The organism is Microvirga medicaginis, from assembly GCF_052658925.1.
This window is the reverse complement of record NZ_JBQWEL010000012.1, coordinates 129,278-143,475: the sequence shown is the minus strand read 5'-3', so window position 1 is coordinate 143,475 and position 14,198 is coordinate 129,278. Positions and strand designations below refer to the sequence as shown.

General features: G+C 58.2%; 13 protein-coding genes. 10 read left to right on the top strand and 3 right to left on the bottom strand.

What is annotated here, in order from left to right:
• The first annotated feature begins 6 nt into the window (after window positions 1–6).
• The 3 genes from ACUXUR_RS16460 to ACUXUR_RS16450 are packed head-to-tail and all read left to right on the top strand — an operon-like array spanning window position 7 to window position 2,908.
• Complete coding sequence (locus ACUXUR_RS16460) at window positions 7–903, top strand: CoA transferase subunit A (RefSeq protein WP_445503427.1); 897 nt, start codon at window positions 7–9, stop codon at window positions 901–903.
• The gene (locus ACUXUR_RS16455; RefSeq protein ID WP_445503426.1) at window positions 900–1,718 is read left to right on the top strand and encodes a CoA-transferase subunit beta; all 819 of its coding nucleotides are present in this window, start codon (window positions 900–902) and stop codon (window positions 1,716–1,718) included. The genes ACUXUR_RS16460 and ACUXUR_RS16455 overlap by 4 nt, the downstream gene beginning before the upstream one ends.
• Window positions 1,715–2,908: a CaiB/BaiF CoA transferase family protein gene (locus tag ACUXUR_RS16450; protein ID WP_445503425.1), complete on the top strand. Its 1,194-nt coding sequence runs from the start codon at window positions 1,715–1,717 to the stop codon at window positions 2,906–2,908. The genes ACUXUR_RS16455 and ACUXUR_RS16450 overlap by 4 nt, the downstream gene beginning before the upstream one ends.
• A 71-nt stretch (window positions 2,909–2,979) precedes the next feature.
• Here ACUXUR_RS16450 and ACUXUR_RS16445 read toward each other — a convergent pair whose 3' ends face one another.
• The 3 genes from ACUXUR_RS16445 to ACUXUR_RS16435 all read right to left on the bottom strand — a co-directional run bounded on the left by ACUXUR_RS16445 (window position 2,980) and on the right by ACUXUR_RS16435 (window position 6,423).
• On the bottom strand, window positions 2,980–4,128 hold the full coding sequence (locus ACUXUR_RS16445; protein ID WP_445503424.1) for an iron-containing alcohol dehydrogenase: 1,149 nt from the start codon (window positions 4,126–4,128) through the stop codon (window positions 2,980–2,982).
• A gap of 87 nt (window positions 4,129–4,215) precedes the next feature.
• Entirely contained in the window at window positions 4,216–4,674 is a 459-nt protein-coding gene (locus ACUXUR_RS16440) for a MaoC family dehydratase (RefSeq protein ID WP_445503423.1), read from the bottom strand.
• Between the two features lie 555 nt (window positions 4,675–5,229).
• A complete protein-coding gene (locus ACUXUR_RS16435) occupies window positions 5,230–6,423 on the bottom strand; it encodes a CaiB/BaiF CoA transferase family protein (RefSeq protein ID WP_445503422.1) in 1,194 nt (397 codons plus the stop codon).
• 532 nt (window positions 6,424–6,955) lie between these two features.
• On the opposite strand from ACUXUR_RS16435, the gene ACUXUR_RS16430 reads away from it, so the two are divergent.
• From ACUXUR_RS16430 to ACUXUR_RS16400, 7 genes are all read left to right on the top strand, one after another.
• Entirely contained in the window at window positions 6,956–8,002 is a 1,047-nt protein-coding gene (locus ACUXUR_RS16430; protein ID WP_445503421.1) for a Gfo/Idh/MocA family protein, read from the top strand.
• A gap of 12 nt (window positions 8,003–8,014) precedes the next feature.
• Complete coding sequence (locus tag ACUXUR_RS16425) at window positions 8,015–8,764, top strand: SDR family NAD(P)-dependent oxidoreductase (protein WP_445503420.1); 750 nt, start codon at window positions 8,015–8,017, stop codon at window positions 8,762–8,764.
• Between the two features lie 11 nt (window positions 8,765–8,775).
• On the top strand, window positions 8,776–9,288 hold the full coding sequence (locus ACUXUR_RS16420; protein WP_445503419.1) for a TRAP transporter small permease: 513 nt from the start codon (window positions 8,776–8,778) through the stop codon (window positions 9,286–9,288).
• Window positions 9,285–10,559: a TRAP transporter large permease gene (locus ACUXUR_RS16415; protein ID WP_445503418.1), complete on the top strand. Its 1,275-nt coding sequence runs from the start codon at window positions 9,285–9,287 to the stop codon at window positions 10,557–10,559. The genes ACUXUR_RS16420 and ACUXUR_RS16415 overlap by 4 nt, the downstream gene beginning before the upstream one ends.
• A 53-nt stretch (window positions 10,560–10,612) precedes the next feature.
• A complete protein-coding gene (locus ACUXUR_RS16410) occupies window positions 10,613–11,605 on the top strand; it encodes a TRAP transporter substrate-binding protein (protein ID WP_445503417.1) in 993 nt (330 codons plus the stop codon).
• A 97-nt stretch (window positions 11,606–11,702) separates the two neighbouring features.
• Window positions 11,703–12,497: a shikimate dehydrogenase family protein gene (locus tag ACUXUR_RS16405; RefSeq protein ID WP_445503416.1), complete on the top strand. Its 795-nt coding sequence runs from the start codon at window positions 11,703–11,705 to the stop codon at window positions 12,495–12,497.
• A gap of 173 nt (window positions 12,498–12,670) precedes the next feature.
• A complete protein-coding gene (locus ACUXUR_RS16400) occupies window positions 12,671–14,167 on the top strand; it encodes an NAD-dependent succinate-semialdehyde dehydrogenase (protein WP_445503415.1) in 1,497 nt (498 codons plus the stop codon).
• Window positions 14,168–14,198 lie beyond the last annotated feature (31 nt).

Here is a 14,198-nt window from a genome sequence, read left to right as displayed (position 1 = left end):
TACGAGATGAAATCAAAGTTAGCCAGTTTGAAGGATGCGGTTTCACGCATCGAGTCGGGATCGACTATAGCTGTCGGGGGATCGCTCCTGCGCCGTCAGCCGATGGCGATTATCCACGAAATGATCCGTCAGGAAATTCGCGACCTGACGCTACTGACCTGGGCAACCACGATGGCGACCGACATGCTGGCGGGTGCCGGCGCCGTCCGTCGCTGGGAAGGTATCTATGCCGGCTTCTTCAGGCATGGTCTGGCACCCAATTTCCGTCGCCAGGTAGAGGCAGGCGCCATCGAGACGCATGATTATTCCGAGTCGGCCACCGTCGCACGTTTTCGTGCCGCAGGGATGGGGATCAGCTTCCTGCCGATCAAATCCATGCTGGGGACAGGTATGGTGCGCAAGAGCCCAGATCAGATCAAGGAAATCCGTTGCCCATTCACGGGCGACACGTATCACGCATTGGCGGCAGCGCAGGCCGACTTCACAATCCTGCATGGCTATGTGGCTGACGAATACGGCAACGTTCAATGGCCGGTTGTCCGAGACAGCGACGATATCGACCAGATGATGGCGTCGGCTTCCAAGCGGCTGATCGTTACCGTCGAGAAGATCGTGCCGCACTCCGAGATCCAGCGCCGCCCCAGCTTAACATATATCCCACATAGTCTCGTTGAGGCTGTAGTCGAAGTTCCCTACGGTGCACACCCCTGTGCCTGCGACGGTTTCTATGATGAGGACGAGGCTGCGCTAAAGAACTATCTGGCGGCAGCAAAAACGTCGGAGGGCACAGCCCAGTACTTGGCCGAGCATGTTTTCCGTCATCGCGACCATGCGGCTTATCTCCAGGCATTTGGCGGACGTGAGTCCTTGCGCGCCTTGGACGTGACAGGAGGGGCAGAATGACGACCGCAAAGGATTTCACGACTGAAGAATTGATGATTGCCGCGATCAGCCGCGAGCTGCGTGACGATGAGCTAGGCTTCGTCGGCCTTGGCACCGCGGCACGGGCATTCACGCTCGCGGTGGGCATCCCCATTGCCGCAGCGAGGCTCGCGCAGCTCAAGCATGCCCCTGGTTTTAGCATCTATTGGGGTAATCTTCTCACTCCCAGCCTTGAGAAGATTCCTGACGCACTCCTGCAAGATGCTTATACCCGCTGGCCAGCCGCTGCGTCGCCCGCCGATGTTGGCTACAAGATCGACATGGTGACACGGGGCCGCTTCGATGTGTCGTTCGAGTCTGCTCCTCAGGTTGACAGGTTCGGCAATCTCAACATCACCGAGATTGGAGGAGAGGGCGAGCCGAAGAAGCGTCTTGTGGGTTGCCTGGCACAGACGGAGCATTTGGCTTTCATCAAGCGTCCGATCATCGTCACCGATCTCAAGAAGCGCACTTTCGTGGAGAAGGTCGATTTCATCACGAGCCTCGGCCATCTCGAGGGCGGAGACTCCCGAGCAAGCCTCGGCCTTCCAGGACCGGGCCCGTATATGGTCGTCACCGACAAGGCGCTCTTCGATTTTCATCCCGAGACCAAGCACATGCGCCTCAAGTCGGTTCACCCCGGCGTCACGCTCGACGAGGTGCTGGCCAATATGAGTTTCGAGCCGATCATCGAGGGAACGCCGCCGACAACCGAAGCCCCAACCGAGGAAGATGTCAGGCTGATCCGCGAGGTCATAGATCCTGAAGGCACACTCTTTTCGCCGAGGTCAGTATGACGACATCTCCATTGCAAGGCCTCAGGGTGCTCGATCTGTCCCGTTTCATTGCAGGCCCCCATTGCGCCATGCTGCTTGGCGACATGGGGGCCGACGTGATCAAGATCGAGAAGAAGGGAGCTGGCGATGACAGCCGCCATTTCCCGCCTTTTCAGAACGGGGAGAGCCTTTACAGCATGGCTCTCAACCGCAACAAACGATCGATCACCCTGAACTTCCGCGACAAGCGGGCTCAGGAACTCCTGCGTGAGATGGTGAAGACTGCCGATGTGCTCGTAGAGAACTTCCGTCCGGGCATCATGGAGAACATGGGATGCGGCTGGGAGGATCTCCGAAAGATCAATCCCCGTCTCATCATGACCCGCCTCTCGGGCTTCGGCCAGAATGGCCCCTATAGCCAGCGGCCCGGCTTCGACGGGATTGCGCAGGCTATGAGCGGCCTGATGGAGCTGACCGGGAACCCGGATGGCCCGCCCATGCTCGCCGGAACGTTCTATATCGATTACATGAGCGGCATGTACGCGACCACGGCGACCCTGGCGGCTCTCCATGCCCGCGAGAAGACAGGGAGGGGGCAGATGATCGATGTCGCTCTCCTCGACAGCGCCGTGTCGATGTTGACGACAGCGGTTTCCACTCAGGTCAACCAAGGCATCACTCTGACCCGGACCGGCAACCGAGACCGGTATTCCTCTCCTGCCAATGTGTTCAAGACGGGTAGCGGAGACTTCATCCTTATTCTTTCGGGAACCAATCCGCTCTTCAAGCGTCTGGCCGGAGCCATGGGACAGCCGGAACTAACCACGGATCCACGATTCGCGGATGTCGGCAGCCGCCTCAAGAACGCTTCTGCGATTGAAGCCATCATACAGGAATGGCTCAGTATGCTGCCGACCGAGCAGGCTCTTGAGGCGATCAGCGGTGCAGGTGTGCCATGCGCGAAGGTTGCAAGCCCGGCCGAGGTCGTCAGGAACCCGCAATTGCTTCACCGCAAGCAGATCGTAGAGGTGGAGCATCCCACCGCCGGGCGTGTCGCCATGTCAGGCGTGACCATGCAACTCTCCGAGAATCCGCTTTCGATCCGCAGGCCCCCTCCAAGCCTCGGTGAACACACGGGCGAGGTGCTGCGCGAATGGCTAGCGCTTTCAAAGGAGCAGATCGAATCCCTCGATAAGGAGGGCGTGCTGTAAGTCTCCTAAAGGAATGGAGACCGAGAAAAGGGGCAGCTCCGGGAAGGGCTGCCCCTTTTCGTTGATAGGCCTTAAGCTGCCATGCTCAGGATCTGCCGGACGCTCGAAGCATCAATATCGCGATTTTCGCCAAGTGCGGTCTGTCCTGCCCGCTCGAGGTGCTCAAGAATGTCTGTCTGACTGAAATTGAGTCTGAGTTCTGATATGCGAACTGGGCACCCCATGGTCTTGAAGAACTGTTCGGTGTGCTCGATCGCCTTCTCTGCGGCGATAGCGTCGTCGGTTTCAGTGATGTTCCAGACCATTCTTCCGTAGCGTGCCAGCATCGCCTGCTTTTGCGCCGCTTTGTAGCGCATGAGGGAAGGCATGATCACCGAGAGCGTGCGTGCGTGATCCACATTGTAGACCGCCGTAATGGCGTGTCCGATCATGTGGGTTGACCAGTCCTGAGGAACACCGGCACCAATGAGGCCATTCAGGGCTTGATTGGCGGCCCACATCACATTCTCGCGAGCTTCGTCGCTCCCGGTTCCGACCAGCTTTGGACCCCACTCGGTCAGGACCCGCAGCAGGGTCTCGCTGTAGCCGTAATGAATCGGCGCGTTGACCGGGGAGGTGAGATATTGCTCCAGCACATGAGTGAAAGCGTCAACGACGCCATTCTCGAGCTGCTGCCTGCTGAGGCTCTGCATGGTGGATGGATCAAGAATGGCGAAGGCCGGGCGGGCCGCCTCATTCCGGAAAGGCAGCTTCAGCTTGCGCTCCCGGCTTGAGATCACGGACACGGCATTGCTCTCCGACCCGGTGGCTGGCAGCGTCAGAACCGCACCAACCGGCAGTGTGGTGGCCGGGAGCTTGCCGGCTGCAAGGTCGGGCCAGGGATCGTCGGAGCCTAGTGAAACCATGGTCGCCAGGAATTTGGCGGCATCGATAACGGAACCACCACCCACACCCAGAATGAGATTGACGTTGTTCTCACGGGCTACAGCCGCGGCCTTCTGAAGAGTCTCGTAGACGGGGTTGGGCTCGACGCCTCCGAACTCGACGACCTTGCTGTCCTTAAGACCGGCCATGACCTGATCGTAGATGCCATTGCTCTTGATGCTGCCGCCGCCATAGAGCAGCAGCACGCGGGAATTTGGAGGCACCAATTCACGCAGGGCTTCTATCTGGCCATTTCCGAAGCGTATGTCGGTCGGATTGCATATGCGAAATTTCATCGTCTTTCCTCGTGTTACCCTTGAGCGTTCCAGATTGATCTCGTCCGACACGCGCTATCCTGCGGTAAGCGGCTAAGGCTTCCTTGATCAGTCGTACATCTGAATGACGGTTTCTGCGACCATGGCGGGGCGTTCATGATTGCTGTCGGTTTCAAGCACATTGTGCAGAATCAGCCTTACGCCACCTTCGATATCGACAACCTGCCTGATGGTCTGCCGAAGGCGGATGCGCGAGCCGGGATGAACCGGTGCAGTGAAGCGCACTTTATTGCAGCCATAGTTCAAGCCGCGGCGATAGCGGCGCACCGTGAGAAGAGTATCGGCGAGGCGCGGCATGAGCGAGAGGGTCAGGAGGCCATGAGCAACCGTCTTGCCCTGTGGCAATTCAGATCTGGCGCGGTCCTGGTCTATATGAATCCAGTGGCGATCCTGCGTCAATTCTGCGAAGACGTCGATCTGATGCTGCGTGACAAGAAGCCAGTCGCTCGGCCCAAGTTCTCGCCCTACATGCTGTTTCAATTGGAAAACATCGTCGACAACCAACATCGGGTCCCTCGCGGTTGCTCTGCCCTGCAGGACGCTTGACACGCAAAAGTCGTCACCTTGGCAGCATCCTCATATAAAACGATTTAATCGATATTCTGCAGGCTGTCGACAGAAGGCGCCTCTTTCACTGGGCCCATTCTCGAAACAGGGCGGAGGAGCAGATCATGCTACTCGTCGTGGATTTGTCGTCGCGTGTCGCTGTTGTACCCGGCGGCTAGAGCATCGGACTCAGACGTGAACTTGCACTTTTGGGATCGATCCGGTGCTCATTCTCTGGAGGAGCGCATCGTTCGATGCGGAAAACCGGGCCCACTTTTCCGCACGATGCGCTAGGGTTTCGGATATGCGGCGAATGCATTGAAATCGGCTGGAGCGCAGGTCTTGATCGCGGAACGCCGAGAGGACGTTCTGCGTGAATGCCAAGTTACCTGAGTGGCGAGATGATCCGTCTCGTCGGTGGGCCGCTGGCATGGTGAGAGCAGGGTCCTGAATTGGCCACATCTGGACAAGGCTGAGCAAGAAAGGCTCTCTGGCAGGGAGACTTTCTTGTAGAGGTCAGATGATCTCGTCTGCCTTGGCTTGAGAGATCTCCTCGGGGCTCATTTTCAGCCACTCGGAGAGCACCTCGCCGGTATGCTGCCCAAGAGCAGGAGGGGCTTTCTCGATCGAAGTCGGGCTTTCGCTCATCCTGATTGGCAAGCCTTGCATGGGAAGGTTGCCCGCTTTTGGATGGGTGATATCGACGATATGACCGGCCTCCCGCATATAGGCGCTGCTCGCGATATCGGCGACGGTCTGCACTTTCGCCGAAGGGAGCTCAGCACGGCTCAAGGCAGCAAGCGCCTCATCTGAGGAGTGGGATGCAAACCATTCGGCTGCGATCGCCTCGATGGCCTCGACGTTCTTCATCCTCGCCTCCAGTGTCGAGAAGCGAGGGTCTTGCAGCAGCTCCGGCCGCCCGATCATCCGGACGAAGCGCGGGAAATGAGCATCATTGCCCCCGACCATATGGATCCAGACACCATCCTTTGCCCGAAACGTGTTGCCTGGTGCTGCGTAACGGTCCCGGTTGCCCATCCGGCTGACCTTGCGCCCGTTGACGAGATATTCCGGGATCGCCGTCATCAGAAGAGAGGTGGCGCTGCCGACCAGGCTGACATCGACCATCTGTCCCTTGCCGGTGTGATGTCGCCGCTCCAGTGCAGCAAGAATGCCTACGCAGGCATAGAGTGCGCTCGCATAATCGGCCACGAACGTTCCGGCCATGGATGGGGGACCGTCAGGCTGGCCCGTCAGGTCCATCAGGCCGGAGGTCGCCTGGGCAATGCCGTCGAAGCAGGGCTCGTTGGAAAGGCTGTTGTTCTGACCATAACCTGAGATTCGCGCCATGATCAGGCGCGGGTTGAGCTGTTGCAGAACGTCCCAGCCGCACCCCATCTTTTCCATGGTTCCCGGACGGAAGTTCTCGATCAGAACATCCGCCTCTGCAACGAGGCGGCGGAGCAGGTCCTGGGCTGCAGGATTACGAAAGTTCAGGGAAAGGCTGCGCTTATTGCGGTTGAACATCATGAAGTAGATGCTCTCGCCCTCGATATAGGGGCCAAGAGAGCGGGTGTCGTCGCCGCCCCTGGTCCTCTCCACTTTGACAATTTCCGCGCCAAGATCGCCAAGGACCATGGCGCAGTGGGGGCCGGCGATAAACCGGGATAGGTCGAGGACTTTCAGTCCCTTCAAAGCACCTGACATCATGCACCTGAGATCGCAGATATAAATTCACGACACCGTCCAAGTGAGAGACATCGCTTCACGCGGCTGCTCTTGCAGTGTTGCGCTCTGTCCTGAGGGGGCAACGCCTCTCCCAAGCCAAGCTCGTCCGTCCAATGGGCCCGAGGCCGGGAAAGCGGATCGAGTTTCTCGATGGACGCAGCTCCAAAGCCCGACATATCGTGCCCCTTTGGACATCTGCTGCCATGCTCCATCAAGGCCAAAGCCAGTGGGCGAAGCAGCCTATGTCCTCACTAATTGGAAACTATATAAAAACGTTTCTCTGAGATTTAGCAACCTATAAAAGCGTTTTATCAGGATCGGTTGTGTTCCTTGCGCGGTTCTTCAAGCAAAAAGGAGAAGCTACGGATTCGGGAATTGACTTGTCTGGAAAGCCATACTTTATTGTCTATCGAAACGTTTTTAAGAAATCGTTTCGAATAGATCGGAAGAGCTCTGCTGTTCAGTATCCATAACGATATGGCGTGGCTGAATAGCCGGACCCGGGGAGGTGGAGTTGACTAAAGAGCGTGGCACCCGTTTGCGCGCAGGTTTGGTCGGATGTGGCGGCTTTGCTCAAGCGGCGCTGATCCCAGCCACGCGAATGGCCCCGATCGACCTGGTGGCCGTTTGCGACCGTGACCAAGAGCGGGCTGAGGCCTGCGGGCATTTATTGCGGACTCCGGCGATCTATACGTCTCTCGATGATCTTCTGGCTCGGGAACAACTCGATGTCGTAATCATGGCCATTGGGCCCAACGTTTACCCCGAACTTGCTGAGAAGGTGATGCGGGCGGGGGTAGATGTCTATGTGGAGAAGCCGCCTGCGGTGACAGTCGACAAGGCGCTTCGCATGCGTGAAGTGAGCCGTGAGACGGGCCGAAATCTCGCCGTCGGCTTCATGAAGCGCTTTGCCACGGGATACCGTATGGCCAAGGAGTTGACGAGCGCGCCTGATTTCGGACGCCTCATGCATCTCACTGCGCGCATATGCTCCGGCGTTTGGACGCCGGCCTGGTCGAGTGAGCTTACCACCTTCGCCTTCGTACTCGACCACAGTGTGCACTATCTCGATCTGATCCAGTTCTATGCTGGGCCCGTTGCGTCGGTGACTGCCGAGCTGTCTCAGGCAAGCAATGAGCGGTTTGGCTATGCCGTCCTGCTGCGCTTCCAAAGCGGTGCAACCGGCCTTTTGGAGATCTCGAATTACGAATCCCGAGGGGTTCCGAATGAGCGTATCCAGCTGATGGGCAGCGAAGGGAACTCGGTAATGGTCGAGAATGTCAGTCGCGTCACCTATTCCCGGAATGCACCGCCCATGAGTCTGGGGCGGCACTTCGATCCGGCTGCGGATCGGGTTGTTTGGGAGCCAAACATGACGAACATATCTCCCGAGAATTCGTCTTTGGTGCACCAGGGCTACGTCGGAGAGATGCGCCACCTTGCGGATATGTTGCTAAGTAACAGACCGACGAAGCCTGACATTGATGACGGAATTGCGGCCGTTCAACTCGCTCATGCAATCGTGGCCAGCAACGGTCAGCGGATTGAGCTCCCCCGGTAAGGTTAGAGAACAATGGCGTATAACAAAACCGAACTCTCCTCTCGGGTTGCTCTGGTCACAGGTGGCGGAACAGGGCTTGGCAAGGCAGCCGCGGAAGGTTTGCGCGCTGCCGGCGCGCGCGTGTTCATCATGGGGCGCCGCGAAGATGTCCTTCACAGGGCGGCTGAAGATATCGGCGCGGAGCCGGTTGTGGGCGATGTTTCCGACAGGGCCAGTGTCGAGAGCGTAGTCGCTCAGGTCCGCGAGAAAGGCGGCCGTCTCGACATTCTGGTCAACGCGGCGGGAATTAACCTTCGTGGAGAGTCCCTCGACTATCCAGAGGATCAGTGGGACCAAGTCCACGCAGTTAATACCAGAGGTACATTCCTGTGCTGCCAAGCCGCAGGGCGGATCATGCGGTCCGCCGGATACGGCAAGATCATCAATATCGCATCCTTGGCGAGCGAGATCGGATTCCCGCGCATCGTTGCCTATGCGTCCAGCAAGGGCGGCGTTCGGCAGCTGACGAAAGCCCTTGCCGTCGAATGGGCTCCGTTCGGGATTCGTGTCAATGGAATTGAGCCTGGCTGGTTCAGGACCGAGCTGACTGAACCTTTGTTTCATGATGCAGAGTGGGTCAAGAAGATCACCTCTCGCATTCCAATGGGGTATGCTGGCAAGCCCGAGGATCTGCAGGGAGCTGTCGTGTTCCTGGCATCAGGAATGTCCGATTACATCACCGGTGAACTCATCCGTGTTGATGGCGGTGCTCTCGCGGGATGAAGGAGACATACATGGATGAACTCGATCATATCGAGCGCGCCGGCCAATCGCCGTTCGAAAAAGCATTGGAGTGGATTGTCGTCCCACTCATGCTGGGCCTGATCACGATCGGTTTCGTGGCTGTGTGTCTGCGCTTCTTTGCAGGGGGGTATTATGCGCTCTTCTGGTCCGAAGAGGTGATCCGCTACGGCTTCATATGGATCTTCTGGCTGTGCGCACCCGTGCTGATCTGGCAGGGCGCCATGTTCACCGTAGACATGTTTGTCGGAGCGCTGCCGGACAGGGTACAGAGAGTGCTTCGTCTGCTCGTTAATCTTCTCATCATGTTCATCGCAGGCGTATATGCCTATCAGGGTTGGTTGATGACAGAGGTGAACATGGAACAGCAGTCCAGCGCCTTGGAAGTTCCGCTTGCCCTCGTCTATGTTTCCATCCCCTTCGGATGCGCACTGATCCTCCTGGTCACGGCTTATCAGAGCCTGAAGCTTATGGGTGTCATTAAGTCCCCAGTGGTAGAGCCATGATCCTGACGCTGTTCATTGCATTTATCATTCTTCTTCTCATTGGTGTTCCTGTTGCATTTTCGACAGGGATCGCGGCTCTGATTGTCGTTATTCTGGATCCGACACTGTCTGCTCGCCTTCTGGTTACGAGGGCATTCGCCGGCATGGATTCCTTTCCTCTGATGGCGATTCCATTCTTCATTCTCGCTGGCGAGATCATGGCGCACAGCGGCTTGACACAAAGGATCGTCAACGTGGCCATGGCACTCGTCGGTCACGTTCGCGGTGGCCTCGCGCATGTGACCGTCATGGCGAACGCGCTGATGTCGGGCGTATCTGGGTCTGCCTCCGCAGACTGCGCAGCAACCGGCTCAATCCTGATTCCATCGATGATCAAGCAGGGTTACAAGCCGGCATTCGCCGCACTCATCACGGCATTCTCAGCCATGATGGGGCCCATCATCCCACCAAGCATCTTCATGATCATCTATGGCTCGATGGCGGGTGTCTCCATCGGGAAGCTGTTCATTGGCGGCGTGGTTCCCGGTCTTCTAATCGGCCTGTCCCTGATGCTGCTGGTAGCGATCTTGGTCCGGAGACAATCCTTCGCCGTTCCGACGACGACGTTCTCATTTAAGAAGCTCTTCCAATCCTTGGTCAGCGCGGCTTGGGCGCTGGTCATGCCCATCGTAATCGTCGGCGGCATCCTCGGCGGCATCATGACGCCGACCGAAGCAGGCATCGTCGCCGTCGTCTACAGTCTGTTCGTCGGCTTCTTCGTTCATCGTACGCTCACGCTCAAGCAGCTTCGCCTGTTGACGATGTCCGCGGCACTTTCGTCCGCGAATATTATGATGGTTGTGGGATTTGCATCCGTATTCGGAACGATGCTTGCCCTGGGCCGGTTCGAAACCGTGGTCATGAACGTCCTGTTCGGAATTACAGACCAACCTTGGCTTCTCGTTGCGATTCTCATCATCTCGCTTGCCATCATCGGCAGCCTCATGGATGAGGTTTCGACTGCAGTGCTCTTTGTTCCCACTCTCGCGAAGATTGGCGCAGCCCTGCATTACGATCCCGTGCATTTCGGCGTTGTGATGGTTCTGGCGATTATGCTGGGCGCTGTTGTACCACCGGTCGCAACGCTTCTGTTCATCGGATGCACGCTGGCGAAGATCCCTCTGTCAGCGATCATGAGGCTGGTCTGGGTCTTTCTGATCCCGCTGGTGCTCACAAACCTGCTGATCGCCTATGTGCCGGCGCTCGTTACGTACTTGCCATCTCTGTTCTGACAAAGGTGGTTAAAAAATCTTGCCGCGAAGGCAAGTTACTTTGGGAGGTCGTTATGCCTGGAATTCTAAAGCGTCTCATGACAATCGCGGCCATTGGCACAGCAGCCATGGTGACGTTTACATCAGCCAGTTCGGCACAAACTGTTCTAAAGCTTGGCGATATCTACGCCCAAACCCACAGCAACAGTCTGGCCGACAAGCGCTTCGCCGAACTTGTAGAGAAGAAAACCAATGGCGCCGTAAAGGTCGAGGTTTATCTCGATTCCACTCTCGGCAATGAGCGGGAGCTTGCGGAAAGCGTGATTGCCGGGACGATCGATATCGCTCCGAGCGGGTTGTCCGGGATTGGCCGCTTCGTGCCTGATGCGCAGGTGCTGGAACTTCCATATCTCTATCGCGACCTGAAGCACATGCAGCGCGTTGCAATGGCTATTGCTCCCGACGTGGACAAAATGTTCCAGGCGAAGGGAATCAAGAACCTCGGCTACCTCTTTCTTGGTCCGCGTTCGCTTGCGAGCCGCAAAGAAATCAACACTTTGAGCGATATGCGCGGCTTGCGCCTGCGTGTGCCAGAGTCCCCGCTCTATGTCGGCTTCGCTCGCGCTTTGGGTGCAGTTCCGACTCCAATCCCGTTCCCTGAGGTCTATACCAGCCTTGAGACCGGCGTTGCGGACGCTGCCGAGGGCGAGCCTGCTACGCTCGCGACTACGAAATGGTATGAGCCAACGAAAAGCGTCAGCCTGACGAAGCACATCTGGCATTATCGCTTCTTCGCGATGAACGGAAACAAGTTCAATAGTCTTCCTCAGGATCAGCAGAAGGCGGTGCACGAGGCTGCTCAGGAGGCAATGGAATACCAAGTCGGCCTCGTCGAAGAGTTCAACAACAAAGCGCTCGACGAAATCAAGGGTGCAGGAGTGAAGATCGTCGAAACCAAGGATCTCGACGCCTTCGCGAAAGCGCTCGTGGAATTCAACACGGAATTTGCGAAGAAACTCGGCCCGACGGCTGAGGCGCTGCTTCAGAAGGTCCGGACCGTTCAGTAAGCCCGCATGACACTCAGCGCCTGAGGGCCTTCGCGCCCTCAGGTGTTCAAGAAGCGTTGGAGGCAGAAGACAAGTTCCGGGTATCGGAAAATCCCATATGGCTATCACAGGAAAGACGGCTCTGTATGGACTGATCGGAGATCCAATCGAGCACGTTGGATCGCCCACTCTGATCAATGCCTATATGGTCGAGATGGGACGGGATGGCGTTCTGGTTCCACTCCATGTCAAGCCTTCGGACCTTGACAAGGTCGTAGACGGGCTTCGCCGTCTGCAGAACCTGCGCGGTTTTCTTGTCACCATTCCGCATAAGCAGACGATCGTTCCACTCTTGGATCGCCTGACCGAGTCCGCCGAACTTTCCGGAGCGGTTAATGTCGTACGAAGAGATAGTGACGGCACTCTGACCGGAGACCAACTGGACGGACAGGGATGTGTCGGGGCTCTGCGCGAGAGTGGAGTGAGCCTTGCGGGAGCACGCATCTACATGTCTGGTGCAGGAGGTGTTGCCGCGGGTATCGGCTTTGGGCTTGCCCAGCAGGGTGCAGGCGCCATTACGATCTTCAACCGCACAGTCTCCCGGGCTGAGGAACTTGCACGTCGCATCAAACGCGCCTTCCCGAATTGTGAAATCCGTGTTGGAGACAGCAATCCAAAAGGACACGATATCGTTGTCAATGCCACCAGCCTAGGACTGAAGGCGAATGATCCCTACCCGATGGACGTCAATGGGCTGGACTCCTCGATGATGGCCGTTGACGTAGTGATCAATCCTCAAGAAACGGCCTTTCTCACAGCCGCGGCGGCTCGTGGTTGCCGGGTCCAGTATGGATTCCGCATGGTCGAGGAACAGCTGCCGCTCATGATGCAAGTCATGGATCAAAATTCATGATCAGGCAGCGTTTCCTGGAGTGCCTGTCGAGAGCGCTTGCTCTGACTGCAGAGGCCGAAAGCTTTCCATATCGGCCTCCATGGCGTGGCAATTCGCCACTCTTGGAACTTATCGCTGATGTTAACGCGGTCTGTGGGCCGCCTCCAGAATCCCATGCCTTAAGGAGCCTTGTTATGACTGCACATAATCCTCCGGAGCGCCGCGTTCCCGACCTGAAGGACGCGTCCCTCTTGGTCTCTCAGGCCTATGTGGCGGGCGAGTGGGTGGAGGCGCAAGACGGCAAGACCCTTCCCGTCACCGATCCCTTCGACGGGGCGCTGATCACCACCGTGCCCGATCTCGGGGCGGATGCCGCCCGCCGCGCCATCGACAAGGCACACGAGGTGCAAAAGGCCTGGGCCAAGCGCACTGCCAAGGAGCGCAGCCAGATCCTGAAGAAGTGGTACGATCTCATCATCGAGAATGCCGACGATCTCGCTCTCCTCCTCACCACCGAGCAGGGCAAGCCGCTTGCCGAGGCCAAGGGCGAGGTGGTGTCGAACGCCGCTTACATCGAGTGGTTCGCGGAAGAGGCCAAGCGCATTGATGGAGACATCATTCCTGGTGCCAACCCGAGCCAGCGCATCCTGGTGCTGAAACAGCCGGTGGGCGTGTGCGCCGCGATCACGCCCTGGAACTTTCCCAATGGCATGATCACCCGCAAGGTGGGGCCGGCGCTGGCGGCCGGCTGCACCATGGTGTTGAAGCCCGCCGCGCAAACCCCGCTCTCGGCTCTCGCCCTCGCCGTTCTGGCCGAGCGGGCGGGCATCCCTAAGGGCGCGTTCTCGGTGATCACCACCAGTGAGGCAAAGCCCATCGGCGAGGAGTTCTGCCACAACCCGAAGGTGGCCAAGATCACCTTCACCGGCTCGACCAATGTCGGCCGCTGGCTGATGCGCGAGGCCGGCGACAGCATCAAGCGCCTGTCGCTGGAGCTCGGCGGCAACGCACCCTTCATCGTGTTCGACGACGCCGACCTCGATGCTGCGGTGGAAGGCGCCACGGCCTCGAAGTTCCGCAATGCCGGCCAGACCTGCGTCTGCGCCAACCGGATCTATGTGCAGGAGAGCGTGGCCGAGGCATTTGCCGAGAAGCTCGCCGCCAAGGCCAAGGGTCTCAAGCTTGGCCGGGGCACGGAAGCCGGTGTCGCCATGGGGCCGCTGATCGACGATCGCGCCGTGGCGAAGATGGAGGATCATGTCCAGGACGCGCTTTCCAAGGGCGGCAAGGTGCTCGTCGGCGGCAAGCGCTCAGAACTGGGCGGCACCTTCTTCGAGCCGACGGTGATGACCGGCATCACCCAGGGCATGAAGGTGACGAAGGAGGAGACCTTCGCGCCTTTGGCTCCGATCATCACCTTCAAGGACGAGGCGGATGTGATCGCGATGGCCAACGACACGGAGTTCGGCCTGGCCTCGTACTTCTATGCCAGGGACATGGCCCGCGTCTGGCGCGTGGCGGAGGCGCTGGAGAGCGGCATGGTCGGCGTGAACACGCCGGCGCTGGCCAACGAGATGGCGCCCTTCGGCGGCATCAAGCAGTCGGGCCTGGGCCGCGAGGGCTCCAAGTACGGCATCGAGGGCTTCCTCGAAATCAAGTACATCTGCCTCGCCGGGGCATCGTCAACTTAACGACTTGAGACAGGTCTACCCCTCCAGGAAC

Coding starts and splice junctions, on each gene's coding strand:
- ACUXUR_RS16460 (WP_445503427.1), top strand. CDS start 7: ATGAAATCAAAGTTAGCCAGTTTGAAGGATGCGGTTTCACGCATCGAG.
- ACUXUR_RS16455 (WP_445503426.1), top strand. CDS start 900: ATGACGACCGCAAAGGATTTCACGACTGAAGAATTGATGATTGCCGCG.
- ACUXUR_RS16450 (WP_445503425.1), top strand. CDS start 1,715: ATGACGACATCTCCATTGCAAGGCCTCAGGGTGCTCGATCTGTCCCGT.
- ACUXUR_RS16445 (WP_445503424.1), bottom strand. CDS start 4,128: ATGAAATTTCGCATATGCAATCCGACCGACATACGCTTCGGAAATGGC.
- ACUXUR_RS16440 (WP_445503423.1), bottom strand. CDS start 4,674: ATGTTGGTTGTCGACGATGTTTTCCAATTGAAACAGCATGTAGGGCGA.
- ACUXUR_RS16435 (WP_445503422.1), bottom strand. CDS start 6,423: ATGATGTCAGGTGCTTTGAAGGGACTGAAAGTCCTCGACCTATCCCGG.
- ACUXUR_RS16425 (WP_445503420.1), top strand. CDS start 8,015: ATGGCGTATAACAAAACCGAACTCTCCTCTCGGGTTGCTCTGGTCACA.
- ACUXUR_RS16420 (WP_445503419.1), top strand. CDS start 8,776: ATGGATGAACTCGATCATATCGAGCGCGCCGGCCAATCGCCGTTCGAA.
- ACUXUR_RS16415 (WP_445503418.1), top strand. CDS start 9,285: ATGATCCTGACGCTGTTCATTGCATTTATCATTCTTCTTCTCATTGGT.
- ACUXUR_RS16410 (WP_445503417.1), top strand. CDS start 10,613: ATGCCTGGAATTCTAAAGCGTCTCATGACAATCGCGGCCATTGGCACA.
- ACUXUR_RS16405 (WP_445503416.1), top strand. CDS start 11,703: ATGGCTATCACAGGAAAGACGGCTCTGTATGGACTGATCGGAGATCCA.
- ACUXUR_RS16400 (WP_445503415.1), top strand. CDS start 12,671: ATGACTGCACATAATCCTCCGGAGCGCCGCGTTCCCGACCTGAAGGAC.